Annotated in this window: 18 protein-coding genes; 5 read left to right on the top strand and 13 right to left on the bottom strand. The window is 63.8% G+C overall.

Features of this window, described 5'->3' with window-relative positions:
- Positions 1 to 54 precede the first annotated feature (54 nt).
- Together gshA and KQH55_RS00085 are read right to left on the bottom strand one after the other, a co-directional pair.
- Complete coding sequence (gene gshA / locus KQH55_RS00090) at positions 55 to 1,671, bottom strand: glutamate--cysteine ligase (RefSeq protein WP_235089948.1); 1,617 nt, start codon at positions 1,669 to 1,671, stop codon at positions 55 to 57.
- Positions 1,672 to 1,700: 29 nt separating this feature from the next.
- Positions 1,701 to 3,329: an ATP-binding domain-containing protein gene (locus KQH55_RS00085; RefSeq protein ID WP_235089946.1), complete on the bottom strand. Its 1,629-nt coding sequence runs from the start codon at positions 3,327 to 3,329 to the stop codon at positions 1,701 to 1,703.
- Positions 3,330 to 3,732: 403 nt separating this feature from the next.
- On the opposite strand from KQH55_RS00085, the gene KQH55_RS00080 reads away from it, so the two are divergent.
- Genes KQH55_RS00080 through KQH55_RS00070 form a run of 3 tightly spaced genes read left to right on the top strand, consistent with a single transcriptional unit; the run spans position 3,733 to position 6,455 of the window.
- Entirely contained in the window at positions 3,733 to 4,737 is a 1,005-nt protein-coding gene (locus KQH55_RS00080; protein WP_076785830.1) for a sodium:calcium antiporter, read from the top strand.
- A 47-nt stretch (positions 4,738 to 4,784) separates the two neighbouring features.
- Positions 4,785 to 5,261, top strand: coding sequence for a copper chaperone PCu(A)C (locus KQH55_RS00075; protein ID WP_235089941.1), 477 nt, complete (start codon positions 4,785 to 4,787; stop codon positions 5,259 to 5,261).
- Positions 5,262 to 5,300: 39 nt separating this feature from the next.
- Positions 5,301 to 6,455, top strand: a complete 1,155-nt coding sequence (locus KQH55_RS00070) for a class I SAM-dependent methyltransferase (RefSeq protein WP_076785829.1) — start codon at positions 5,301 to 5,303, stop codon at positions 6,453 to 6,455.
- A 7-nt stretch (positions 6,456 to 6,462) separates the two neighbouring features.
- Here KQH55_RS00070 and metE read toward each other — a convergent pair whose 3' ends face one another.
- Positions 6,463 to 8,742, bottom strand: a complete 2,280-nt coding sequence (metE, locus tag KQH55_RS00065; protein WP_076796723.1) for a 5-methyltetrahydropteroyltriglutamate--homocysteine S-methyltransferase — start codon at positions 8,740 to 8,742, stop codon at positions 6,463 to 6,465.
- 105 nt (positions 8,743 to 8,847) lie between these two features.
- Between metE and KQH55_RS00060 the strand changes: the two genes are divergently transcribed.
- Entirely contained in the window at positions 8,848 to 9,747 is a 900-nt protein-coding gene (locus KQH55_RS00060) for a LysR family transcriptional regulator (protein ID WP_076785827.1), read from the top strand.
- A gap of 2 nt (positions 9,748 to 9,749) precedes the next feature.
- Here KQH55_RS00060 and KQH55_RS00055 read toward each other — a convergent pair whose 3' ends face one another.
- The 10 genes from KQH55_RS00055 to KQH55_RS00010 all read right to left on the bottom strand — a co-directional run bounded on the left by KQH55_RS00055 (position 9,750) and on the right by KQH55_RS00010 (position 20,342).
- On the bottom strand, positions 9,750 to 10,175 hold the full coding sequence (locus KQH55_RS00055) for a PPC domain-containing DNA-binding protein (protein ID WP_235089940.1): 426 nt from the start codon (positions 10,173 to 10,175) through the stop codon (positions 9,750 to 9,752).
- A complete protein-coding gene (locus KQH55_RS00050) occupies positions 10,172 to 10,774 on the bottom strand; it encodes a hypothetical protein (protein ID WP_076796722.1) in 603 nt (200 codons plus the stop codon). The genes KQH55_RS00055 and KQH55_RS00050 overlap by 4 nt, the downstream gene beginning before the upstream one ends.
- Before the next feature lie 577 nt (positions 10,775 to 11,351).
- Positions 11,352 to 12,509 (bottom strand): iron-containing alcohol dehydrogenase, encoded by a 1,158-nt coding sequence (locus KQH55_RS00045; RefSeq protein WP_076796721.1) that lies wholly within the window; start codon positions 12,507 to 12,509, stop codon positions 11,352 to 11,354.
- Positions 12,506 to 12,814 (bottom strand): putative quinol monooxygenase, encoded by a 309-nt coding sequence (locus KQH55_RS00040; RefSeq protein WP_076796720.1) that lies wholly within the window; start codon positions 12,812 to 12,814, stop codon positions 12,506 to 12,508. Before KQH55_RS00040 ends, KQH55_RS00045 begins: the two co-directional genes overlap by 4 nt.
- Positions 12,811 to 13,422 (bottom strand): glycerol-3-phosphate responsive antiterminator, encoded by a 612-nt coding sequence (locus KQH55_RS00035; protein ID WP_076785821.1) that lies wholly within the window; start codon positions 13,420 to 13,422, stop codon positions 12,811 to 12,813. The genes KQH55_RS00040 and KQH55_RS00035 overlap by 4 nt, the downstream gene beginning before the upstream one ends.
- Positions 13,423 to 13,431: 9 nt before the next feature.
- Positions 13,432 to 14,991, bottom strand: a complete 1,560-nt coding sequence (locus KQH55_RS00030) for an FAD-binding oxidoreductase (protein ID WP_235089939.1) — start codon at positions 14,989 to 14,991, stop codon at positions 13,432 to 13,434.
- Positions 14,988 to 16,667, bottom strand: a complete 1,680-nt coding sequence (locus KQH55_RS00025) for a glycerol-3-phosphate dehydrogenase/oxidase (RefSeq protein WP_235089938.1) — start codon at positions 16,665 to 16,667, stop codon at positions 14,988 to 14,990. Before KQH55_RS00025 ends, KQH55_RS00030 begins: the two co-directional genes overlap by 4 nt.
- 18 nt (positions 16,668 to 16,685) lie before the next feature.
- A complete protein-coding gene (locus tag KQH55_RS00020; RefSeq protein WP_235089936.1) occupies positions 16,686 to 18,281 on the bottom strand; it encodes an FGGY family carbohydrate kinase in 1,596 nt (531 codons plus the stop codon).
- Positions 18,278 to 19,741, bottom strand: a complete 1,464-nt coding sequence (locus tag KQH55_RS00015) for an MFS transporter (protein ID WP_076785817.1) — start codon at positions 19,739 to 19,741, stop codon at positions 18,278 to 18,280. The genes KQH55_RS00020 and KQH55_RS00015 overlap by 4 nt, the downstream gene beginning before the upstream one ends.
- Positions 19,742 to 19,889: 148 nt before the next feature.
- Entirely contained in the window at positions 19,890 to 20,342 is a 453-nt protein-coding gene (locus KQH55_RS00010; RefSeq protein WP_139337416.1) for a hypothetical protein, read from the bottom strand.
- Positions 20,343 to 21,047: 705 nt separating this feature from the next.
- Between KQH55_RS00010 and KQH55_RS00005 the strand changes: the two genes are divergently transcribed.
- A partial coding sequence (locus KQH55_RS00005) for a helix-turn-helix domain-containing protein (RefSeq protein ID WP_255763038.1) occupies positions 21,048 to 21,356 on the top strand: 309 nt, incomplete at its 3' end.

Here is a 21,356-nt window from a genome sequence, read left to right as displayed (position 1 = left end):
GGCCGCTGTACGACTGGCCGACGCCGAAGCTGTCGCCGTGCGCGGCGGTGGGCATCAGACGCTGATCCGGTTCAGCGTATACGCGCGGTAAGCTGCGACGAACTGATCGAAGTGGCCGACTTCGGTGCGCTCGATCTCGGCTTGTTGCTGCAGCGAGCGCGCTGCCAGGGCCGCATAATGGGCATGCAGCCCGCGCGGCAGCGGCCGGGCACGCATCTGCGCAGCGTGCTGCGCACTGTGCTCGAGCGCGAAGCGTGTGAACGAGCGCCCGGTCGTGCGCATGTCTTCCAATACACGTGCCGAAGGGGTCAGCGAGAAGTCCTCGACCTTCGCGCGTTGCGCGGCCAGTGCGTCGCCATATCGGCTGCCGCCCTCCTGTGCGTCGAGCAACGCCGCGGCCGGCCCAATCCGCTCGAGCAATTCGACGGCCCAGTCCCGCAAGGGCACCGGGCGGCCGCCGCGGGACAATTCAAGTTCCGGACGCCGCCCCTGCGTCACCACACGGGTGAAGTTGTTGCCTGCTTCGGTGCACTCCGCCTCATGGAGCAACGGGCTCGCGTCCAGCGCGCAAAACAACAGATACGCTTCGACAAAACGCGCGGTGGTGGCCGAGATCCCGATGGCCTCGAACGGATCGATGTCCAGCAGGCGCACCTCAATGTACTGCACGCCGCGCGACGCGAGCGCGTGCAGCGGCCGTTCGCCTGGTCGCGTGACGCGCTTCGGGCGGATCGTCGAGTAGAACTCGTTTTCGATCTGCAGTACGTTGGTGTTGATCTGCAACCACTCGCCGTCGCGCTGGGTGCCAAACTGCTCATACGGCGCATAGGGCTGGCTGACCGCGTTCGCTAAGTTATGTAGATAACCGTCCAGGCTGTTGTAGTCCGCGCGCAATGCCGCCTGTGCGGATGTGTTCTGGTAGCCCAGGTCGCTCATTCGGAGACTGGTCGCGTACGGCAGGAACAGCGTGTCGGCATCGAACGTATCCAGCGCATGCGCGCGTGCGCGCATGAAGCTGCGTGACAGCGCTGGCGAGGCGCCGAATAGCAACATCAACAGCCAACTGCTGCGGCGGAAATTGCGAATTAGCGCAAGGTAGGCATCCGACTGGTACTGGAGCGGCGAGCCGTCGACTTGTTCGTGCTGTTGCAGCAGGCGCCAAATGTCCTCGTGCAACGAAAAATTGTAGTGAATGCCGGCGATGCACTGCATCGCCCTGCCATAGCGCAGCGCCAGTCCGCGCCGATAAACGTGCTTGAGCCGGCCAATATTCGACGTGCCGTATTGCGCGATCGGGATTTGTTCCTCGGGCGGCAGCACGCAGGGCATCGACGCGTTCCACAGTAACTCGTCGCCGATTGATTCGTAGACGTAGCGATGCAGCGTATCGAGCTGCTCCAGCATTACATCGGCGGCGTGCCCGGCCGGCGTGATGATCTCGAGCAACGCTTCGGAATAGTCGGTCGTCAGCTGCTCGTGCGTGAGCGCCGAGCCCAATGCGGCCGGATGCGGCGTGGGTGCCAGCGTGCCATCGTGCTGGACCCGCAGGCTCTCCTTCTCGACGCCACGCAGACCTTGCGCTAGCAACGGGCGATGCGCGGGCTGTGCCAACAACGCCAGGCGTTGGGCATACGCATCCGTCGTCGGGAGGGCGGGCGTGTTCTTGAGCATTATTCGGCCAGATAAGGCTAAGCGGGCGTTTAGCGTCGCGGCAGCCGCGCCGCAGCGCGGGCGGACATCACGACGATCAGCTTCATCGTGGCGCGGGTTGCCCCGACAAAAAGCTTGCGGGCGGCCCGCTCGTCGAATGCATCAAAATCTACCTCGGTCAGGATGACACAGGGCGCGGCTTGGCCCTTGAAGCGGTGGATCGATTCGTACAGCATGTCGCCGTCGCGGTACTCGGGATTGCCGAACAGATCGTAACGGCCGGTGAAGCTGCGCAGCCGGTGCGGCCCGAGCTGTTCCAGTGCGGCAAAGCGTGATTTCTCACGGCCGCGGAACGACAGCAGCGCGATATCCTGTTTGCGAAAACCCAGCGACAATGCCTGAGTGATAGCGCGCTTGGTCGGCTCAAGGGGATCGTCGCCATCATAGGTCGACACGGAAACGTCCGAGCCACCGAAGGGACTGCCGCTTTCGACGGTGAACGACGGGCCGATCACCTCACGCAAGTAGTCGAAGATCTCGCGTGGGCTGCGATAGTTGACGCTAGCATTCAACGTGACCCAACCTGGCAACGGGACTGGTTCGCGCATATACAAATTCTGCATCGGGTCTTCCAGCCACCACCATGCGCCGCTCGGCGCCAGTAGCCGTTGCAGCGCGGCGACCCAATGCGCGCGGAAGTCCTGTCCCTCGTCGACGATCAATACGTCAAAGCGCCACGCCTCATCGGGGGGTACGTCGGCAAAGCGTGCGTCGAGCCAACCGAAGACATCCGGTGAGGCAAAGTCCGGCTCTTGCCCGCTGTCGCGCACGACCCAGTCGCACAGCTGGTGGTAGGTCGCGACCTTCACGCCCGGCGGCGCGACGCGCGCGATATGGTCCGCCAGTGGACGGTTGAAGCATACGTACAGCGCGCGCCGGCCCTGTGCGAGCGCGTCCTTCATCACCTGGATCGCCAATTGCGTCTTGCCTGAGCCCGCCGTGCCGGTCACGCGCAGCCTGAACGGCTCGAACGACAGGCGCCGCGCCCATTCGGCTAGGCCGCCGGAGAGCCGCGTGACCAGCGTGTCTGCCTGCCCGACCAGTGCGCTGGCGTCCGGCGTCAGCGCAAGGTGATCGGACAGAAAATGATGCAGCTTGGCAGCACAGTCGAAGGGGGCCTCGTCGGGCGGCAACGCGCGCTGGATGACCGCGGCGAGTTGGTTTTTACGCGTCGCATCGACGATGCGCTCTGGGGCGACGCCAGCAATGCCCGGGTCGCGCACGATATAGTCCGGGCAATACAGCAGCGCCTCGATGCAATAGGTGCCGGCGCCGAACGCCGCGGTGAAGCGTCGATGCAGGCCTTCGATCGTGCGGGCCAACTGGACTGCGACATTGCGTTCCTTTTGCAGATAGACCTTAACTAGGCCCGTAGACGTTTCGCGCAGGAATCCCGACTTCTGCTCGATCACCATCAGGCGCCCCGACGGGCCCACCACGACGAAGTCCGCTTCGCCGAATACTGAGAAGCCCTGGTTCACGCGGGTCCAATGCACGCCGTGATAGACCGTGTAGCCGTCCGGCAGTTGCTCGGCCAGCGTGGTCAACGTCTCGCGCTCGCGGGCGGCGGCGCCTGCTGCGTCCAGGTGTTTCCAGTCGTCGGGAATGATGCGCGCCATGTTCAGCAGTGTCTCGGATAAGGGCTAGCGGGTACGCGGTGCTGTGCAGCATTCATTCTATGCGAGCCGCTGCGTGTCGGTTAGAATACGCCAGTCTTTGGGGAGTAGCCTTTCCTGCGTTGCCGGGTCGCGGATGCGATGCGGCGGCCGGCCCGGTGGCCGCGTCGCGTGAGTCCGATGCCGGTACGCTAGGAAGATCGCGCCAACAGTCTCCGGCTCATGCCGTGGCGCGCTCGGCCCACCCGGGTTTGGCCAGACCATCGACGCCGCGCCTCGTCCCGGTCGGACCGTTGCGCCGCGTCATGGTTCATGTGTCCGACCGTGGAGATATCGTGCAACATCCCCATTCCCCTTACCCGCCTGCCCGTTGGGTCATGCCGCCCGTTGCGACGGGAGCGTGCGCATGACTTGGCTCGTGCTCGAACTCGTGCTGATGCTCGCGGTGATCCTGATCGCCGCCGAATTGTTCACGAACGCGCTAGAACACCTGGGCGAGCGGATGAAACTATCCGAGGGCGTGACCGGCTCATTGTTCGCGGCGGTTGGCACTGCGCTGCCCGAGACGTCGATTCCGCTGATCGCCATTGTGTCGGGACGCGGCGAGCGGCTCAACGAGGAGATTGGCGTGGGCGCGATCCTAGGTGCGCCGCTGATGCTTGCGACGCTGTCCACGTGTCTAATGACCGTTGCGGTATTGCGCCAGCGTGGGCTCTGCGGACGGATACGGCCGGAGACCGGCGGCATCAACCGCGATCTCAACTATTTCCTGTTTGCGTTTGCGTTATCGGCCGCTGCGATGTACGTGCCGCATACGAATGTGCTGGTGCGGGCAGGGTTGAGCACCGCGCTCGTATGCGTGTATCTACGCTACGTGTATGCGACGTTGCACGCCTCGCAAGCGTTGGTAGCTGGCGGACACGGCACCGAGGCGCCACACGTCATGCATCTGTCGCGCTTTGGTGTCCCGACCCGGCTCGTGACGATCGTACTGCAGCTGGGTCTCGCGCTGGCTTTGCTGGTCGGCGGCGCGAAGGGATTCATCCATGGCGTGGACGGAGTCTCCCAGCTGCTGGGCGTGTCGCCGCTGCTGTTGTCGCTGCTGATTATCCCGATCGCCACGGAGTTACCCGAGAAGACCAACAGCATCTTGTGGGTGCGTCGCGGCAAGGACACGCTCGCATTTGGAAACCTCACCGGCGCGATGGTGTTCCAAGGCACACTGCTGCCGGCGCTGGGCATTATGCTCACGCCATGGGAGCCGCGCATCGAGGTGCTGACTGGTATCGTGATCACACTGGTCGCGGCAGCGTGGTGCCGCGCGCTGTCGCGCGGTCGCGGCCTGCCGATCTGGGCGCTGCTGTTCAACGGCGTGCTCTATGCAGTCTATCTGGCCGTGACGTTGGCATAATGCTGCGATGCTGTTCGATTGTTCGCCGTTCGATTTCGGAGGTAGGAATGCAGGTTAAGTCTCTGATAGGCGCCACTGTGGCGCTGTTTGCCATGCTGGGCGCTGGCGTGCCCGCCGCCGCGCAGGCCACCACGCAGGCCGCTGGGCTGGCGGGGGTGCAGGTGAGCGGCTGCTGGGTGCGCACGATGCCGGCGACCCTGCCGTCATCCGCCTATTTCACGATAAGAAACAACGCAGACAAGCCGGTTTCGCTGCTGGGCGTCGATGCGCTGGCCTTCGGGATGGTCATGATGCACCAGACGCAGAGCAACGGCAGTACGTCGCGGATGGTCCATGTGGATGCGGTTGACGTGCCGGCCCACGGTACGCTGCAGTTTGCGCCGGGCGGTTATCACGTGATGCTCGAACAGCCCAAGAGCACGCTGAAAGTCGGCACGACGATTCCGTTGACGCTCAATTTCGGCGCTGCCGGCAAGCTGGACGTACAGTGCGAGCTTCGGCCTGCCTCGGCGTCGGCGCATTGAAGTCGCCGCGCCAACCGGTTTGTTGTCGCGGGTGACACGATGAGCGAACCTGAGTGCCCGATGCTGAACTGGACTGAAGGCGGCCAGACCCGCCATGCGCGCTGGCGCTCGCACGCTGGGCTGCCGCCGCCGCGGCGCGTCGTACCGGCCGATGACACGCTCAGTGCCGATCACGCTTATCGCCTGGCATGCGAGGGAACCGCAATCCTGTGGCGGGGCGACTTCAATAACGCGCGGCAGCTGCTGCAGGCCATCGCGCGGCGTGTTGAGCGTCGTCGGGCCAAGGGCGGTGCGACGCCACAGGAAATGTTCAACCTGCACCGGCTGGCGCAATCGCAACGGGCCCGCACGCTGGCGATGCTGCTGGTGCCGCTCGATGGGCATTACCGGATACCGCTGCGTCGTGCCCCGGACCTGAGTGAGGCGTGCGCGCACGCATACGGCCCGCCGCCCGGCGGCGATGCGGCAAGCGTCGTTTCGCTGCGTGAGTTGCTGGGGATAGTCGGCGCGTTCGAGTGGTATTGCAAGGGCGTGGTCATCGACGCGCTCGGCGGTGACCGGATCCATCCGCACTATGGCGTGTTTTCGCCCGTACGCGGCGAATACCTGGACCTGATAGCGCAGGCGCCGTTGCCAGAGGGTGCCGATGCGCTTGTTTTCGACATTGGCACCGGTACCGGCGTGATCGCTGCATTGCTGGCCCGGCGCGGCGTGCGGCGCGTGATCGCGACGGACGTTGATTCTCGCGCGCTGGATTGCGCGCGTGAGAATGTCGCCCGGCTGGGGCTGTCCGCGCAAGTGGAGGTCGTGCAGGCAGATCTTTTTCCGTTATCACGTCGCGCGCCGCTGGTGGTCTGCAATCCGCCGTGGGTACCGGCGCGCCCGAGCGCATCGATCGAGCATGCCGTGTTCGATCCGGACAGCCGCATGTTACGAGGATTCCTCGCCGGCCTGCCGGCGCATTTGACACCCGGCGGCGAGGGTTGGCTGATCATGTCGGACTTGGCCGAGCATCTTGGCTTGCGCCCGCGCGAAGCTTTCCTCGCGATGATCGACGCGGCCGGCTTACAGGTGCTCGACCGCGCCGATATCCGGCCGCGTCATCCCAAAGCGTCGGACGTCGCGGATCCGTTGCATGCGGCGCGGGCCCGCGAGGTGACGTCGCTGTGGCGCCTCGCGGTCCGAGGCCGTTGAGCGCGCGCTATGCAGTGCCGCGCAACGTATGCGCGGCGGCCACCATGTTGCGCAGCGCCGGGATGACTTCTGTCCATGCGCGTGTCTTCAACCCGCAGTCCGGATTAACCCACAGGCGTTCGGCTGGGATGCGCTCGGCCGCCTTGCGCATCAACTGGACGATGTGCTCCTGCGTCGGGATGTTCGGTGAATGGATGTCGTACACGCCCGGTCCAATCTCATTCGGATAGTTGAAGTGATCGAACGCATCGAGCAGTTCCATGTCGGAGCGCGATGTTTCGATTGTGATGACGTCTGCGTCCATATCCGCAATCGACGCGATGATGTCGTTGAACTCCGAATAGCACATGTGTGTGTGGATCTGCGTGTCGTCGCGCACGCCGTTGGCCGCAATGCGGAACGCGCCGACCGCCCACTGCAGGTACTCATGCCATTGCGACTTGCGCAGCGGCAAGCCTTCGCGCAAGGCCGCTTCGTCGATCTGAATCACGCGCACGCCCGCGCGCTCCAGATCAAGCACCTCTTCGCGGATTGCCAGCGCAAGCTGCTGACACGACACGGCACGCGGCTGGTCGTCACGCACGAATGACCAGTTCAGGATCGTCACGGGCCCGGTCAACATACCTTTCATCGGCTTGTGAGTCAGCGATTGCGCATATTGGATCCATTCGACCGTCATCGGCTTTGGCCGGCGGATGTCACCGAACATGATCGGCGGTTTCACGCACCGCGAGCCATACGACTGCACCCAGCCGAATTGGCTGAACGCATAGCCTTCGAGCTGCTCGCCGAAATACTCAACCATGTCGTTGCGCTCGGCCTCACCATGCACGAGCACGTCAAGCCCCAGCGCTTCCTGTTCGCGCACGCTGCGCGCGATTTGCTCGCGCATGGCCGCGTGGTAGCTCGCCTCGTCCAGTTCGCCGCGGCGGAAATGGCTGCGCGCCTGGCGGATGTCTTCGGTTTGTGGAAACGAGCCAATTGTCGTGGTCGGATACGGCGGCAGTTGCAACTGCTCGTGTTGTTTGCGCGCGCGCTCCGGGTAGTGGCTGGTGCGGCGTTCCATGTCGGCGTCGATGCGCGCGAGCGCCGCCTTGACGGCCGGGTTATGCACGCGCGCCGATACCTTACGCGCCGCGATGGCGGCCTGATTGTCCCGCAGGTCAGCCTCTACGGCCTGCCTACCGTTGTTCAGTGCCGTAGCAAGCACGTTGAGTTCGTCCAGTTTTTGCAGTGCGAAAGCAAGCCATGAACGTAGCTCGGCATCGAGTTCGCGCTCACTGGCCAGATCCACCGGCACGTGCAGCAGTGAGCACGACGGCGCGAGCCAGAGCCGCTGGCCGAGTTGCCGGTGGATCGGCTCGAGCCAGTCGAGCGTGGCGACGAGATCGGTTTTCCAGATATTGCGGCCGTTGACGACGCCGAGCGACAGCACGCGCTCGGCCGGCAGCTCCGCGATGACGTCGCAGACTTCATCGCGCGCATTGAGCGTGTCCACGTGTAGGCCTTGCACTGGCAATCGGCATGCAAGCGGCAGGTTCTCCTGCAATTGGCCGAAGTAGGTAGCCAATAGCAGCTTAACGCGATCGGTGCGCAGCGTGTCGTAGGCGCGCACGAACGCTTGCTGCCACTGCGGATCGAGCTCGGTGACGAGGATCGGTTCGTCGATCTGCACCCACTCGGCACCGCACGCGGCGAGTTCATCTAGCAATTGCGCATAGACCGGCAGCAGTCTTGGCAATAGCGCAAGTTTGTCCGAGTCGTCCTTGGCTTTGCCGAGCCACAGGTACGTCAGCGGCCCGATGATCACCGGCTTGGCTTTCACGCCAAGGCGACGTGCCTGTTCGAACTCACCGAGCAGGCGCGATGCATCGAGCGAAAAGGTCGTGGACGCGCTCAATTCCGGCACGATGTAGTGATAGTTGGTATCGAACCACTTGGTCATCTCGCCGGCCTGCACGCCGCAGCTGCATGCGCCGTCCGTGGCCGAACGCCCGCGCGCGATCCGGAAGTAGTTGTCCAGCGAATCGCCGTCCAGTTCGCGTACTCGCTCCGGCAGGTTGCCGAGCGTGAAGCTCATGTCGAGCACCTGGTCATAGAACGCGAAATCACCTACCGGCGACCAGTCCAGTTTCGCCTGGTCGGCCCAGTGCTGCTGGCGCAGTTGAGCGCCCGCTGCCTTCAGTTCATTTAGCGAGGACTGTCCCTTCCAGTAAGACTCGAGGGCGAATTTCAATTCCCGCTTCGCGCCGATGCGCGGAAAGCCCAGATTGTGCGTGATGGCCATAATTTGATAGAGGGTGGGTCAAGAGTGCGTCGATCATAGGGGTTGGGATCCATGAAAAAAAGTGGCATTATTTCATCGGCCCATTAGTTATTTTCATATTTCAATATGCTCGAACGTATCCACCTGGCGATCGTGCGCGAGGTTGACCGGCGGGGTTCATTGACCGCTGCCGCCGAGGTATTGTGCTTGACCCAATCGGCGCTGAGCCACACGGTCAAGAAGATGGAGCAGATGCTGGGCACGGCGGTCTGGCGCCGCGAAGGCCGCAATCTGCGGCTGACGCAGGCGGGCGAATACCTGTTATCGGTCGCCAATCGCGTACTGCCGCAGCTGGAGCACGCGCAGGCACGTCTGGTGCAGTACGCGCAGGGTGAGCGTGGCACGCTGCGCATCGGGATGGAATGCCACCCCTGCTACCAATGGTTGCTTAAGGTGGTGTCGCCGTACCTGGCACAATGGCCGGACGTCGATGTGGACGTGAAGCAGAAGTTCCAGTTCGGCGGCATTGGCGCGTTGTTCGTCTATGACATCGACATCTTGGTTACGCCCGATCCGTTGCACCGCTCGGGCCTTCGCTTCGAGCCGGTGTTCGACTACGAGCAGGTGCTGGTGGTCCAGCGCGGACATGCACTGACACGTGGCACGCACGTCGAGCCGGCGCAGTTGGCCGGCGAAGTGCTGATTACCTATCCGGTCGATATCGACCGGCTCGACGTGTATGCGCAATTCCTGGTGCCGGCCGGCGTGCGGCCGAAGCGTCACAAGACGATCGAGACCACCGACATCATGGTGCAAATGGTCGCCAGCGGCCGCGGCGTTGCCGCGCTGCCGCGCTGGCTGGTGCAGGAATATGCGGACAAGATGCCGATCGAGCCGGTGCGGCTGGGACGCGACGGCATCGACAAGCAGATCTTCGTGGGTATGCGCGAGGCGGATGCCGATACCGACTACCTGGCCGCCTTCGTCGCGCTTGCGCGGCATTCAGCCCGCTATGCGGCAGCGTAACGTCACGGCGTGGCGGGACCTTCGATGATGGAGTCGACCAGCCACTCCTGCAACGACACCTCGATTGTGATAAACGAGCGGTTGCCGCCTCGTTGCAAGCGTCCCGCGAACATCCGCCCGTTCGGGTCCGCGACCATGCCGTTGATCGACGACGCACAGCCCGTTGCGGCCATACGCGATATTTCGCCGGACAGGCTCAGGATTTCGACCCCGGGACCCTCGACCGTGATGGCCGCGCTCGTACTACGCTGCGGCAGCAGCAGTGTCGCGCCGAGTAGGCTGCCGACCGCACCGCGTACCAGCGCCCGCTCGACCCCGTGCGCGTCGCACAGGTGTTCCAGCGACGTGATCAGGTCCTCGTTAGGTTTGACGCGCGCGACGACCAGCCGCCCCAGGCGGCCCGATTCGATCATGACGTGGTCTTTCATACGAGCGGTGTCCTTATCGGTTGCAACAGGTCGTAGGTGGTTTCCGGATCATGGGAGACGACCAGTTCCACCTCGTCGAACAGGCATACCCTGACCCGCATCGGCTCATGGCCGACCACGGTCCGCTGCAGGTCCAAATGGCCGCCGTGGTGCCTGCCGCGGGCATCGATCATGCCGCCATGGCAATGCAGCACGCGGCTGCCGTCCTCGCACCGACCAATCGTGATCGTCGCATCCACTAGCGTGACGTCGCCGTCACAGACGATTGGCGGGCCATACACGTACGGTGGGCCAGCGTGCGCGGCACGAATGATGACGTGATATTCGACGTGCGCGCATACGCCGCCGCCACTGATGCGCGCACAGCCGCTGCGCTGCGTGAAGCCATCCAGTGTCCGGTGCAGTGCGGTTGCGAAGTTAGCGCCCGGCGGCAGCGTGATGAGTAGCTCGTGCGTGCTGTGATGAGTCAGCACTTGAGCGATGCGTGGCGATGTCGGAGGCCCCGGATGGACGAATGCTGGGGGATGATGTGCCGGGCGCGGATCGGCCAGTGACGGCCATATCGGCGCCGTGTCGGCAGGGGGCATCGTCGGATGCATGGTATCGACTCTCCTCGGCCTTCTTCGACAGACGTCGATGGTCGTGCGCAAGTTCGATGCCGGCTCGGGGATGGGCCTGGTCCACCGCCTTTTCCGACAGCCCTTTTGCGCCGGGCGCGCGCCCCTGCCGTCCCGCCAATCCCGTGGCCGACCAGCTTGATGATAGTCTGCTAATAGCGGTTTTCGGGCCGAATCTTCAGCGTGAAGCCGCATCGTTTGTAATGTGTGAGGATCGTATCGTAAAGGTACGGCACTGTCTGGCGCGGCGATATCAGAAACGACTCCCGGTGCAGCTCGGTGACATCGACCGTCGAGTGGTGCGCAAGCGGATGCTGCGCGGGCGGCGCTGCGCTACGTATGCGTGTTAATGAAACGAGATTGGCGTGCGTAGCCCGGCCGTGCATGAGGTCGCGGTACTCGGCATGCCCGACTGCGCGCTACACAGGTCCGCGCTTATTCGTGTTCTGGAACGCGCTGCCCAAATCGGCCTATGGCAAGATCGCAAAGAAAGGCGTGCGGGCCGAGCCCACGGTCGCAAAGAAAGACATGTGGGCCAGGTCCACGAAACGTGGGCGTCCTACCAAGCCTGCTCGTAGATGGCGAGGGCGTCGGCTTCGCGGACTTCACGCGGATTGTTCACGAGCAGACGGGTCTGCAGCATCGCATCAGCGGCCATTCTCGGCAGATCGTGCCGGCCGACGCCGACTTCGCGCAGCGTCCTCGGGATCCCGGTGGCGGCAATCAGCGCGTCGATCCGTGCAATCCATACCGCGGTCCTGGCTTCGTCGCTGCCGCGTGCGTCGGGTGCGACGATCGACGCAAGCTGCGCATACTGCTGTGCGGCTGCGTTCGCGTTGAAGCGCAGTACGTGGGGCAGTACGAGTGCATTGCACAAGCCGTGTGGCACGTGAAACAGGCCGCCGATCGGATACGCGAGCGCGTGCACGGCGGCCACCGGTGCATTGGCGAAAGCCTGCCCGGCCAGCATCGCGCCGAGTAGCATTGCCTCGCGCGCCGCGCGGTCCTGCCCGTTGTCGCACGCCGGCAGCAGGTGGCGGGACAACAGCTCCAGCGCCTGCAGCGCGAGTCTGTCTGACAGCGGGTTCTTCAGGCGTGCCGACGTGTACGCCTCGATCGCATGCACCATGGCATCGATGCCGGTGGCCGCGGTCGTCGCACGCGGCAGGCCAAGCGTGAGTTCCGCGTCCAGAATCGCGACGTCAGCGAACAGCTGTGGCGCGACCACGCCCATCTTGCGCGCCTCGTCGAGCGTGACGATCGACACCGCGGTGACTTCCGAGCCGGTGCCCGCGGTGGTCGGCATTTGCACCAGTGGCACGCGCGTGCCGCGTACGTTGCCTACGCCGTACATCTCGGCCAGCGGTTGCTGCCCGGCCACCAGGATGGCGATCAGTTTGGCCACGTCCATTGACGAGCCGCCGCCGAGTCCGAGCACGATTTCGGCACCGACGGCCGAAGCACGCGCGGCGGCGTGGAGCACCACCTGTTCGGGCGGATCGGCCACCACGTCATCGATGACAGTGACATGCCAGCCCTGCGCGGTGAGGTCCGCCAGCGCGGGCCCGAGCAGTCCGCTGCGATGCAGGAACGCGTCGGTGACCACGCACAGTCGGCTCAGTGTGCCGAAGTGCTCGCGCAGCAATGCGCCGAGCCGGCGTGCCGCGCCGAACTCCACGATCACGGTCGGCACGGTCTGAAAGAGGAAGGGGGTCATTGGCTTGCTCCGTGAACCATGTGGCTTCTGACCTCGCGGCGTTCAAGCATCGGAATGATCTGACCGTAACCGAGCTGCTGAAAATGCGGCGTTTGCCGATGCTCGTCCAGCCCCGTTGCATCAGTATACTGCTCGAGGATCACAAAATGGTCAGGATCGTGCGGCGAGCGGAAGAACTGGTAGTCCAGGTTCTTCGGCTCATCGCGCGTGGCGCGCGCGAGCGCGTCGAGCAGCGTTAGCACGCGCTCACTCTGCCCGGGCTTGGCGAAATAGTGGGCAATGACCTGCAAGTAGGGCGGCTTCACTGTTGATTCCCTCTTCCACGGTTCGTCGCGCGTTCCGCGCGGCGATCCAGGTTCCACAATTGACTGTCGCTGGTGGACACTGCCACCGCGCCGTGCGCCTGCGCCTGGCGCACATCGTGCTCATTGCAGACGAAGCCCGACGCGACGATCGGTGGCAGCGCCGCACGGTTTTGCTCACGCAGGTGCGGCAGCATCGGCGCCGGCATCAGCTGCACCAAATTGGGATCGCTCTGCTCGATCGCCTTGATGCTGCGCGGCCACGTCGAGCGGTCCGTCACGAAAACCTTCTGCATTGTCATCAAACCGGCGCGGTTGGCGCGCTGCACCGTCGCCACGCGCGTGGACACTAAGCTGGTGACGCCAATATCGACGAGATATTCGACGCCGCCCTTGTCCTGCGACAGCCCATCGCAGCTGTCGATATTGACGATCACGGACTTGCCGGCCCGCGTCAGCGTGACCACGACCGCCTGCAGCTTGCGCAGCTCGACGTTGGCCACGATGCCGACTTCGGCCGCGCTGCCGATGAAGCTGTCAAGCTGCTCGGTGCCATACAGCGTTGCAATCACAGGATGTCGGGCCAGACGCGCTCCGAGGGACTTGTCCATATCAAAATATCAGCTTGCCGGCGGGACGATGTCGTCATCCAGGCCGAGCTTACCAGGGTTGAGAATGTTCTTCGGATCCAGCGTACGCTTGAGCGCTTGTAGCACGGGGAACGCGCTGCCCAGCGAGTCGCGCATGTAGGGCGCGCGCAGTAGACCTACACCATGGTGGTGGCTCAGCGTCGCATTGTATTGGATCAGCACGGCATTGGCCGCGTCCCACGCACGGCGGTACCACGCGGCGCGCTGCTCGATGGCCACTTCGCCGCGCAACGAGAAGTACAGGCATGCGCCGTCCACATAGGCATGCGACTGATGCGCGGAGCCCGCCAACGTACCCGGCACCGATTGCAGCGCATCGACCACATCGCGATAGATCGCGGCCAGATCGCGCCAGCGCCCCGCCATCTCCAGCGTGTCGGCGACGAACCCCGGGCTGCGTTTGAAGCCCTCCGCGCTTTTGCCGGTCAGATACCGCGTGTCGAGCCACTTCTCAAAGATCGCTTCCCCAGCCAGCCGCTGCCCTTGCGGCTTGCACACCTGCTCGCAGACCGCAATCCCCGCATCCACAATCTCGCGCGTGCCCTCGTCGGCGATCAGCAGCACATTCGTGTCTGGCAGGCCGAACTGCACGCCGCTTTCGAGCGCATCGTACAGACGCAGCGCCGCTGGTTGGGCGCCGCGCTGCATGATTTCGCGGCATGCGTGCAGGCCGGCGGCGAACGAGTCGAAGCCATAGGCAATCGCCCGACCGTAGTCCGGTAGGCGGTGCAGCTTCAATCGTGCGCGCACGATGATGCCCAGCGTGCCTTCGCTGCCGATGAACAGCTGCTGCAGGTCCGGCCCGACCGCTGCGCGCGGATAGCCGCCGACGCTGATCAGCGAGCCGTCGGCCAGCACGACGTCCATGCTGTATACCATGTCCTCGATCTTGCCGTAGCGCGTGGACAGCTGTCCGGCGCCTCGGCAGGCGATCCACCCCCCCACGGTGCTGATACCAAACGACGACGGCCAGTGTCCCGTCGTCAACTGGTGCTCGCGCTGCAGCGACGCCTCGAATACGTCGCCGAACATACCCGCCTCCACCTCGACGAGCTGGCTTTCTTGATCTACGCTGAGTAGCCGGTTTAGGCCGCATAAGTCCAGCACGATGCCGCCACGCACCGGCAGCGCCGCGCCGGTGACGTTGCTGCGCCCGGCCGACGCCGTCACCGGGATCGACGCCGCATGCGCAATGCGCATTACCGCCTGGACCTGCGCGACGCTGGACACGCGTACGACAACGGCGTGCGGCGAGGCCGGCCGGCCGGCGGTTTCCGTGACCATCGAGGCAGCCCACCAGTCACGGGTCCACGCGACCACTTGTGCCGGCTGTGTGATCACCTCGTCGGCGATTTCCCGCAGCGCGTCGCATTGCCGCTCCGAGACCTGCACCGGTGCGCGTTGCATGCTGCCGGCCGGCGCGTCGTACGGCACACTGGGCAGGTTCAGCGAGTACGGTGGCGGCGTGTGAGCGCCGACGACATAATTGCCGCGGTTGTAGCCGCGCTGAATGGCTTCCTTGCTGATCATCCGTTATCTCCGATGAGGACCGATTTCTCGTATTGGACGGCCGCGACGTAGTCGCGCACCTGGCTGGCGACGAGCGCGTCGGACAAGCCGAGCTCCGCCTTTAGAATCTGACCCACGCGCGGTGCGGCGCGGGCTGACGCATCGCGCGCCATCAATCGTGCGCGCGTGCGCCGCGACAGCACGTCGTCTACGCTGCGCGCCAACTCATGGCGCGCAGCGTAGACCACTTCCGCTTCGCTGTACGGCAAGCCCTCGACGATCGGGGCGAGCAGTGACGGGCGTGCATCGATCAGGTCGCTGACGAAACGCGCCTCAGTGCCGTAGCGCTCGCCCAGATGCGCGGCCAGCCCGCCCGAGGCGACGATCGCCTGCGGGTCGTAGCCGGCCGCGCCCAGCAGGTAGGCCGATTTCGTGCGGCATGGCGCGCGTTTGCCGATGACTGTCTGCGCCGCGTCGATGGTCTGCTCCGCCATGTGCCGGGAGGTCGTCAGCTTGCCGCCGACAATCGTCACCAGGCCGTCGGACGCGATGTGGATCTCATGGTTGCGGCGCATCTCGATCGTCTTGCCGCCGGGGGGGCCGACCAGCGGCCGGCAGCCGGCGATGCTGCCCACTACGTCGTGCGGCTGCAGGTCCGTCTTCAAAGCCGAGCGGGCGCCTTCCAGCAGGAAATCAAGTTCTTGCCGTGTGCAGTACACGTTGTCCAGGTTGCCGTCGTAGTCTTCGTCGGTGGTACCCAGGTACGAGACGTTGCCCCAGCGGGTGATCGTCGCACGCCGGTTGCGGCCCGGCACCGGGATCGTGACGGTGCAGTCGTTGCGAATCTTCAACCACGGAATCGCCACATGCACGCCCTTGGCTGGTCGTACCTGGAGCGCTGGTGCATCCCCCTTGCGGCGCCCGTCCCAGTCGCGCAGCCAGACGCCGGTTGCCATGATCACCACGCCGGCGCGCACGCGGATCTCGCGGCCGTCGGCATGCACGATTGCACCATCGACGCGTCCTTGCGCATTACGGGTAACCTCGGCCACGCGCGCATGATTGGCCAGCGCCGCGCCGTGGAACGCCGCGGTGCGCGCCAGTGTCAGCGTCAGCCGCGCATCGTCCACGCGCGCATCGAAATACATGAAGCCGCCGGTTAAGTACGCTTCGTTGAACGTTGGGCAGTGCGACAGCACTTCAGCCTTGGTCAGTTTCTGGTGCAGGATGCCTTCGCGCCAGCCGCCGGCGAGGTCATACGTCCACAACAGGCTCTCGAAGGCCTTCGCCAGGCGCTTGTCGAATACGCCGTCGCGCTCCATCACTGGGAACAGGAACGGCAGCCGTTGCACTAGGTGGCGCGCATTGCGGCGCAGGCGCTGCCGCTCCAGCAGCGAGTGGCGTACCAGGCTGAGATTGCCCTGCTCGATGTAGCGCAGGCCGCCATGAACCATCTTCGAGGATTTGGATGACGTTCCGGATGCGAAGTCACTTTTCTCGACCAACGCGACGCGGTAGCCGCGCAGGCTCGCGTCCAGTGCCGCATAGGCGCCGGTGACGCCGCCGCCGACGATCAACATGTCGAATGTGTCGCCGCCCAGGCGCGCGAGCTGTTCCTCACGCACTACGTGCAGTGGCGATGTGGCTGTCATCGCAGCCCGATCCTGCCTGGGCCGTCTGGATGGTAAGAAAATCATACTGGTGAATCTCCGTACTCAACCGTGATCGAAATCGGCCGCATGGGCAAGTTCAGATTGGATGCGCGCGTGCCATCTCGCGCGCCGCTGTTGCCGCAAGCCGGTGTCGGGCGACGGTTCGAACACCGCGTCGGTAACCAGCGTGGCGCGTGCCGCGTCCAGTGAGTCCCACAACAGGCCCGAGGCGCCGGCCAGGAACGCCGCGCCGCGCAGGCTCGCGCGGTCGCTCTCGCGGATACGCCGCACCGGCAGGCCGCTCAGATCTGCCTGGATCTGCAGCAGCACGTCGCTGCCCGATAGGCCGCCGCCGACCACCAGCTCATGCACGTCGATACGTGCCACCGCTTGGTTCGCCTCCATGCATGACGTCACCGAATGGCCAATGCCCTCGAGGAGAGCGAACGCGACCTCTTCCCGCGTGGTCGCAATGGATATCCCGGATAGCGATGCGCGGGCGCAGGGTTCCATCTGCGGCACGCGCAACCCAGTCAATGCGGGGACGAACAGCACGTCGCGCGCCGACGACACGGTGCGGGCCAGGGCGCTGATCTGCGCCGGATGGTCGAACCAGCGCAACGTGTCGCAAACCCAATTCAGTGCGCAGCCCGTCGTGGCGACGAAGGTTTCGAGCGAATAGTGTGAAACGCCGCCATGGCGGCGCGCTGTTATGGCCAGCGTTGCGCCGTATGATGGTGGGTGCTGGTGCTGGTGCTGGTGCTGGTGCTGGTGCTGGTGCTGGTGCTGGTGCCCATGCTCATCCATGAGCGTGGTGCACGGTAAGGCCGGGCCCGTCAGCAGGTCGACGAAGCTGCCCGTGCCGTGTACGCACATCGATTGCCCACGGTCGAGGCACCCGAGTCCGATCGCGCCGGCAAGCTGGTCGCCCGCGCAGGCCAGGATCGGCACGTCGATCCCGAGTAACTCGGGCCGGGTGCGGCCGAACGTGTCCGCGTCCTCGCGCAACGCCGGCAGCAGCTCACGCGGAAAGCCCAGCGCATCGATCCAGGCGTCGAAATACCGATGCTCGCCCAGCAAATAGGCACTCGCCGAAGTCGCATTGGTCGGCGTGGTCACGCATGTACGCTCGGTGGATAGGTGCCATAGCAGCCAAGTGTCGATCGTGCCGAACGCGAGGCGGCGGGCGCGGAACGCGTCGGCGATCGCCGGCACCGTGCGTAGTTGATGGGCCGCCCATAGATACGGCGAGCGCACGCCGGCGGGTCGGCCTACGCCTGCCACCAACCTGCGGTCCCAGGTGGCGGCCAGGCGCTCGAGATCGGCCGCATGACGCGTATCCTGCCAGACCATCGCGGGGACCAGTGCCCGTCCCGTGTGCGTGTCCCATAGTACGGCCGTTGCCCGCTGGGTGGCGATGGCCACCGCGACGATACGCACCTTTTGCTGTGCAGCCTGTGCCAGCGTCGCGTAGCAGACCGCGATGGTCTTGTCCAGGATCGCATTCGCATCTTGCTCGACGACCCCTGGTTGCGGACTGTCCACGTGTAGCGGCAGATATTCGAGGCAGGATACGTGTCCACTGGCGTCGACTAGCGCGGCCCGTGTGCCAGACGTGCCTTCGTCGATCGCAAGGATGGCGTTTCGATGCGCGGTCATGGTTGGGTCTTCTCGATGGCGGGGTTCGTCAACGCTGGCTTGGACGACGGGGCATTCTTGAACTGGGGTGCGTCCGGCTCGTTATCCGGAGTGATCGTTGTGCGCGTGGGATCCCAGCGAATCGTCAAGCAGATCACACTGGCGACAAACGGCACGACGGCCAGGATCAGGAAGGTCTGCTCCAGGCCGTATCGTTCCAGGAACAGCGGGAAGACGAGCAGTCCCAGCGCCGCACCGATCGAGCCGAGCGCGCCGACAACGCCGTTGGCACTGGCGCGCAGTTCGCCGCGGAACGACAGTGACGACAGACTCTTGCCATTCGCTCCCGGCCCGCCGGAATGAAGCAGAATGAACAACGATGGAATAACCACGCATGCCCATAGCGGCATCTGGGCATGGAACAGGCCTAGTATCAGCAACATCGCGAAGACCGCTGCAAATCCCATGGCTGATGCATGCCGCAAGCCCAGTCGGCGCGCGATCAGCGGCGAAGTGAAGCCACCCGCGATACCAAATACGTTGAACACTAGTGCACCGAGCGTCGCGTACACGAAATCCTTGCCGAACAGCGCCGCGCTGATCAGCGGCAAATACCAGCCGATGGCGAAGTACTCGATCGATTGTCCGATCTGCACGGTGGCCGCCAGGACCGTGCGCGGCAGGTACACACCGCGAAAGATCAACAGCACGTTGGCCAGCCCGCGCGTTGCCGGGTTAACCAGCGGCACGCGCTCATGCAGCGGCGCAGCGACGAATGGTCGACCATAGATTTGCGCCATCGCGCGGGCCGCGTCATCCAGTCTGTCCCTGCGAGCGAGCCAAATCGGGCTTTCAATCAGGAATGCAAACTGCATGAGCAAAATGGCGACGCCAAATACGGCAGTGGCCGCAACCGAGTAGCGCCAGATCGAATCCCCAACGTTCCATGAGTGGAACAGCAACGCCAACAACAAGTTCGTGCATACCGCCGTGTACCACATGCCTTGCCACGCGTTCAGGCGGCTTTTCAAGCGTGCTGGTGTGAACTCGGCCAGCATGGCCATGGCGATCGCGAAATCGATGCCATACGCCATGCCAACGAAGAAGCGCCCCAGCAGGATCACTTCAAAGCGCGGCGCGAATACCACCAGCACTGCGCCGAGCACTGACAGCAGTTTCGCGATGACTAGGGGGCGGATCCGGCCCCAGCGGTCGGCCATCCAACCGCCGATTGGATTGAATGCAATCGCCACCCATGATGCGAACGATGTCATGAGCGCCACCTGCGCCGCCGTCAGATGGAGATCGCGCGTCATCGGCCCGAGGCCCGCGCTTAGCGCTGAATTCGAGAATGCGTCGAGAAACAACCCACCGAGCGACAGCCACCAGATGAGGCCGGCTCTGCCCGCGATGCGGGGCTGTGAGTCGAGGAACGATATGATGTCTTCAATGCCACGAATCTTGATCGCGATGGCTTGCACTGCCGGCCTCCATTCCCATGATTCTGTAAGAGGCCTGAACAGACAACACGATCGATGCGCGCAAGAGACCATCTTACAGATAGTCTCTTGTCTAGATCTGTGCGCTCACTTTACGGCGAGTGCGGGCGGCGTGTCAAGCGCGGATGAACTAGCCGGATCCTACGCTCATGGATTGGCGATAACGCTGTAAGACGTCGATGTCATGGCCCGTCAACGCGCGTGGCTCGTCCTGGATGGCCTGGCAGTAGGCCTGCACTTGCGCGTCGTGCCGCATCCCCTCCAGCAGCAGCGTGGCAGCCGGTTCGTCATCTTTGCCCAGCGGCCGATATCGATTGCTGCGCATCGCGCGCAAAATGGCCCAGAGCACGGCCAGATGGCCGATCAACAACGCCGCGGCGATTTTCCACTGTCCGCCGTGGCCTGCGTCGATATCCTGCAGCGCGCGGTAAATAATCATCATGCACAGCAATACGATGACCGCCGCCGCGCCGATATGCAGCCATTTGGCCACCTCGAACGCGACAGCATGGCGGCTGAGCTCGTCACGTGTCAACGGCCGTTCCAAGGCGGCGTTCGCGCGTGGACCTGACTCGAAGCTCATGCCGCCACCTCCGATGCCGCTGTGTCCCGCCTTCGACACCCGTGGCACCTAATCCGCAAAGGTGGGACCGGTCCGTTCGTGTCTTGCTGTACTGTCGCCTGCTGTCCAAGCCTGCCTGCACTACGCTCGTTCATTGTCAGCGTTGTTGCCTCCACGTTAAGGGAAACGGCCACGTGGCTTTTGCCTTCACATTGGCCAGCATGATCGAACCGTACAGATAGGGCTGCGCGCCATCGGGAGCGGTTCGATGTCGTAGACGCGCCTCGTGGTTTGGATGAACCCGGCGGCGCAATGCGGCGATTACTGCCATGCAATGAATTGCATGGCCTTTTGCGTTATCAATCGTTTGAACTGCATGGGATTCGTCAATTGAGGGCAACCGGCTGACCAGTCCGTTCAGGCGTACGTCTTACCGTTGCAATATCGGCTCATCGAGTCCGCGACAAGCAACGCTGAATTGACGCGGGCATAGGCCATTCAATCCATTGCGTTTGCCTGAACCTATGCACCATGTCGGATTTATTACGTTCATGGCGGATACCCTTTACCCCATCAATGGCAAGTCAAATCGTTGTACGGAATGCAAGTATTAGCGGCTAAACATCGTATGTCAAGCAATATTTTGCTGGGTTTCTTAAAAGAACATTGCATGTGATGCGCGTTTTCTCCTAAAGTTGGGGCCGAGCAGAACGATTCGGACATTACATGTTTTCAAGCGAAGACAAGGTTTCAGAAGAGTCGCTGGCGATTGCCATGCGAATTCATGATTTACTGAACCGCCATGGTGTTGGCAAACGCCAACATGCGGTGGAGGTACAGCGCATCCTTGGGCTGAGTTATTCGCAGGCTCACCGGAAGATGAAGGGCGCCAATCCATGGACCATTGCGCAGGTCAAGGCTGTGGCGCAAGCGTATGGTGAATCTGCAGCGATGCTGCTCGATGGGCTGGACTCAGGCGAGCCGGTTGGGGCGCTGGCCGCGAAGATGCAAGAAGCGGTGTTTTATGTGGGAGAC

The sequence above is a fragment of the Mycetohabitans sp. B3 genome, assembly GCF_021498065.1.
GTDB lineage: Bacteria > Pseudomonadota > Gammaproteobacteria > Burkholderiales > Burkholderiaceae > Mycetohabitans.
The sequence above is the reverse complement of the archived record's forward strand: the minus strand, read 5'-3'. Positions and strand labels throughout refer to the sequence as shown.

Bases quoted from the DNA above. Each gene is read 5' to 3' on its own strand.
- gshA (WP_235089948.1), bottom strand. From the start codon at position 1,671: ATGCTCAAGAACACGCCCGCCCTCCCGACGACGGATGCGTATGCCCAA.
- KQH55_RS00085 (WP_235089946.1), bottom strand. From the start codon at position 3,329: ATGGCGCGCATCATTCCCGACGACTGGAAACACCTGGACGCAGCAGGC.
- KQH55_RS00080 (WP_076785830.1), top strand. From the start codon at position 3,733: ATGACTTGGCTCGTGCTCGAACTCGTGCTGATGCTCGCGGTGATCCTG.
- KQH55_RS00075 (WP_235089941.1), top strand. From the start codon at position 4,785: ATGCAGGTTAAGTCTCTGATAGGCGCCACTGTGGCGCTGTTTGCCATG.
- KQH55_RS00070 (WP_076785829.1), top strand. From the start codon at position 5,301: ATGAGCGAACCTGAGTGCCCGATGCTGAACTGGACTGAAGGCGGCCAG.
- metE (WP_076796723.1), bottom strand. From the start codon at position 8,742: ATGGCCATCACGCACAATCTGGGCTTTCCGCGCATCGGCGCGAAGCGG.
- KQH55_RS00060 (WP_076785827.1), top strand. From the start codon at position 8,848: ATGCTCGAACGTATCCACCTGGCGATCGTGCGCGAGGTTGACCGGCGG.
- KQH55_RS00055 (WP_235089940.1), bottom strand. From the start codon at position 10,175: ATGAAAGACCACGTCATGATCGAATCGGGCCGCCTGGGGCGGCTGGTC.
- KQH55_RS00050 (WP_076796722.1), bottom strand. From the start codon at position 10,774: ATGCATCCGACGATGCCCCCTGCCGACACGGCGCCGATATGGCCGTCA.
- KQH55_RS00045 (WP_076796721.1), bottom strand. From the start codon at position 12,509: ATGACCCCCTTCCTCTTTCAGACCGTGCCGACCGTGATCGTGGAGTTC.
- KQH55_RS00035 (WP_076785821.1), bottom strand. From the start codon at position 13,422: ATGGACAAGTCCCTCGGAGCGCGTCTGGCCCGACATCCTGTGATTGCA.
- KQH55_RS00030 (WP_235089939.1), bottom strand. From the start codon at position 14,991: ATGATCAGCAAGGAAGCCATTCAGCGCGGCTACAACCGCGGCAATTAT.
- KQH55_RS00025 (WP_235089938.1), bottom strand. From the start codon at position 16,667: ATGATTTTCTTACCATCCAGACGGCCCAGGCAGGATCGGGCTGCGATG.
- KQH55_RS00020 (WP_235089936.1), bottom strand. From the start codon at position 18,281: ATGACCGCGCATCGAAACGCCATCCTTGCGATCGACGAAGGCACGTCT.
- KQH55_RS00010 (WP_139337416.1), bottom strand. From the start codon at position 20,342: ATGAGCTTCGAGTCAGGTCCACGCGCGAACGCCGCCTTGGAACGGCCG.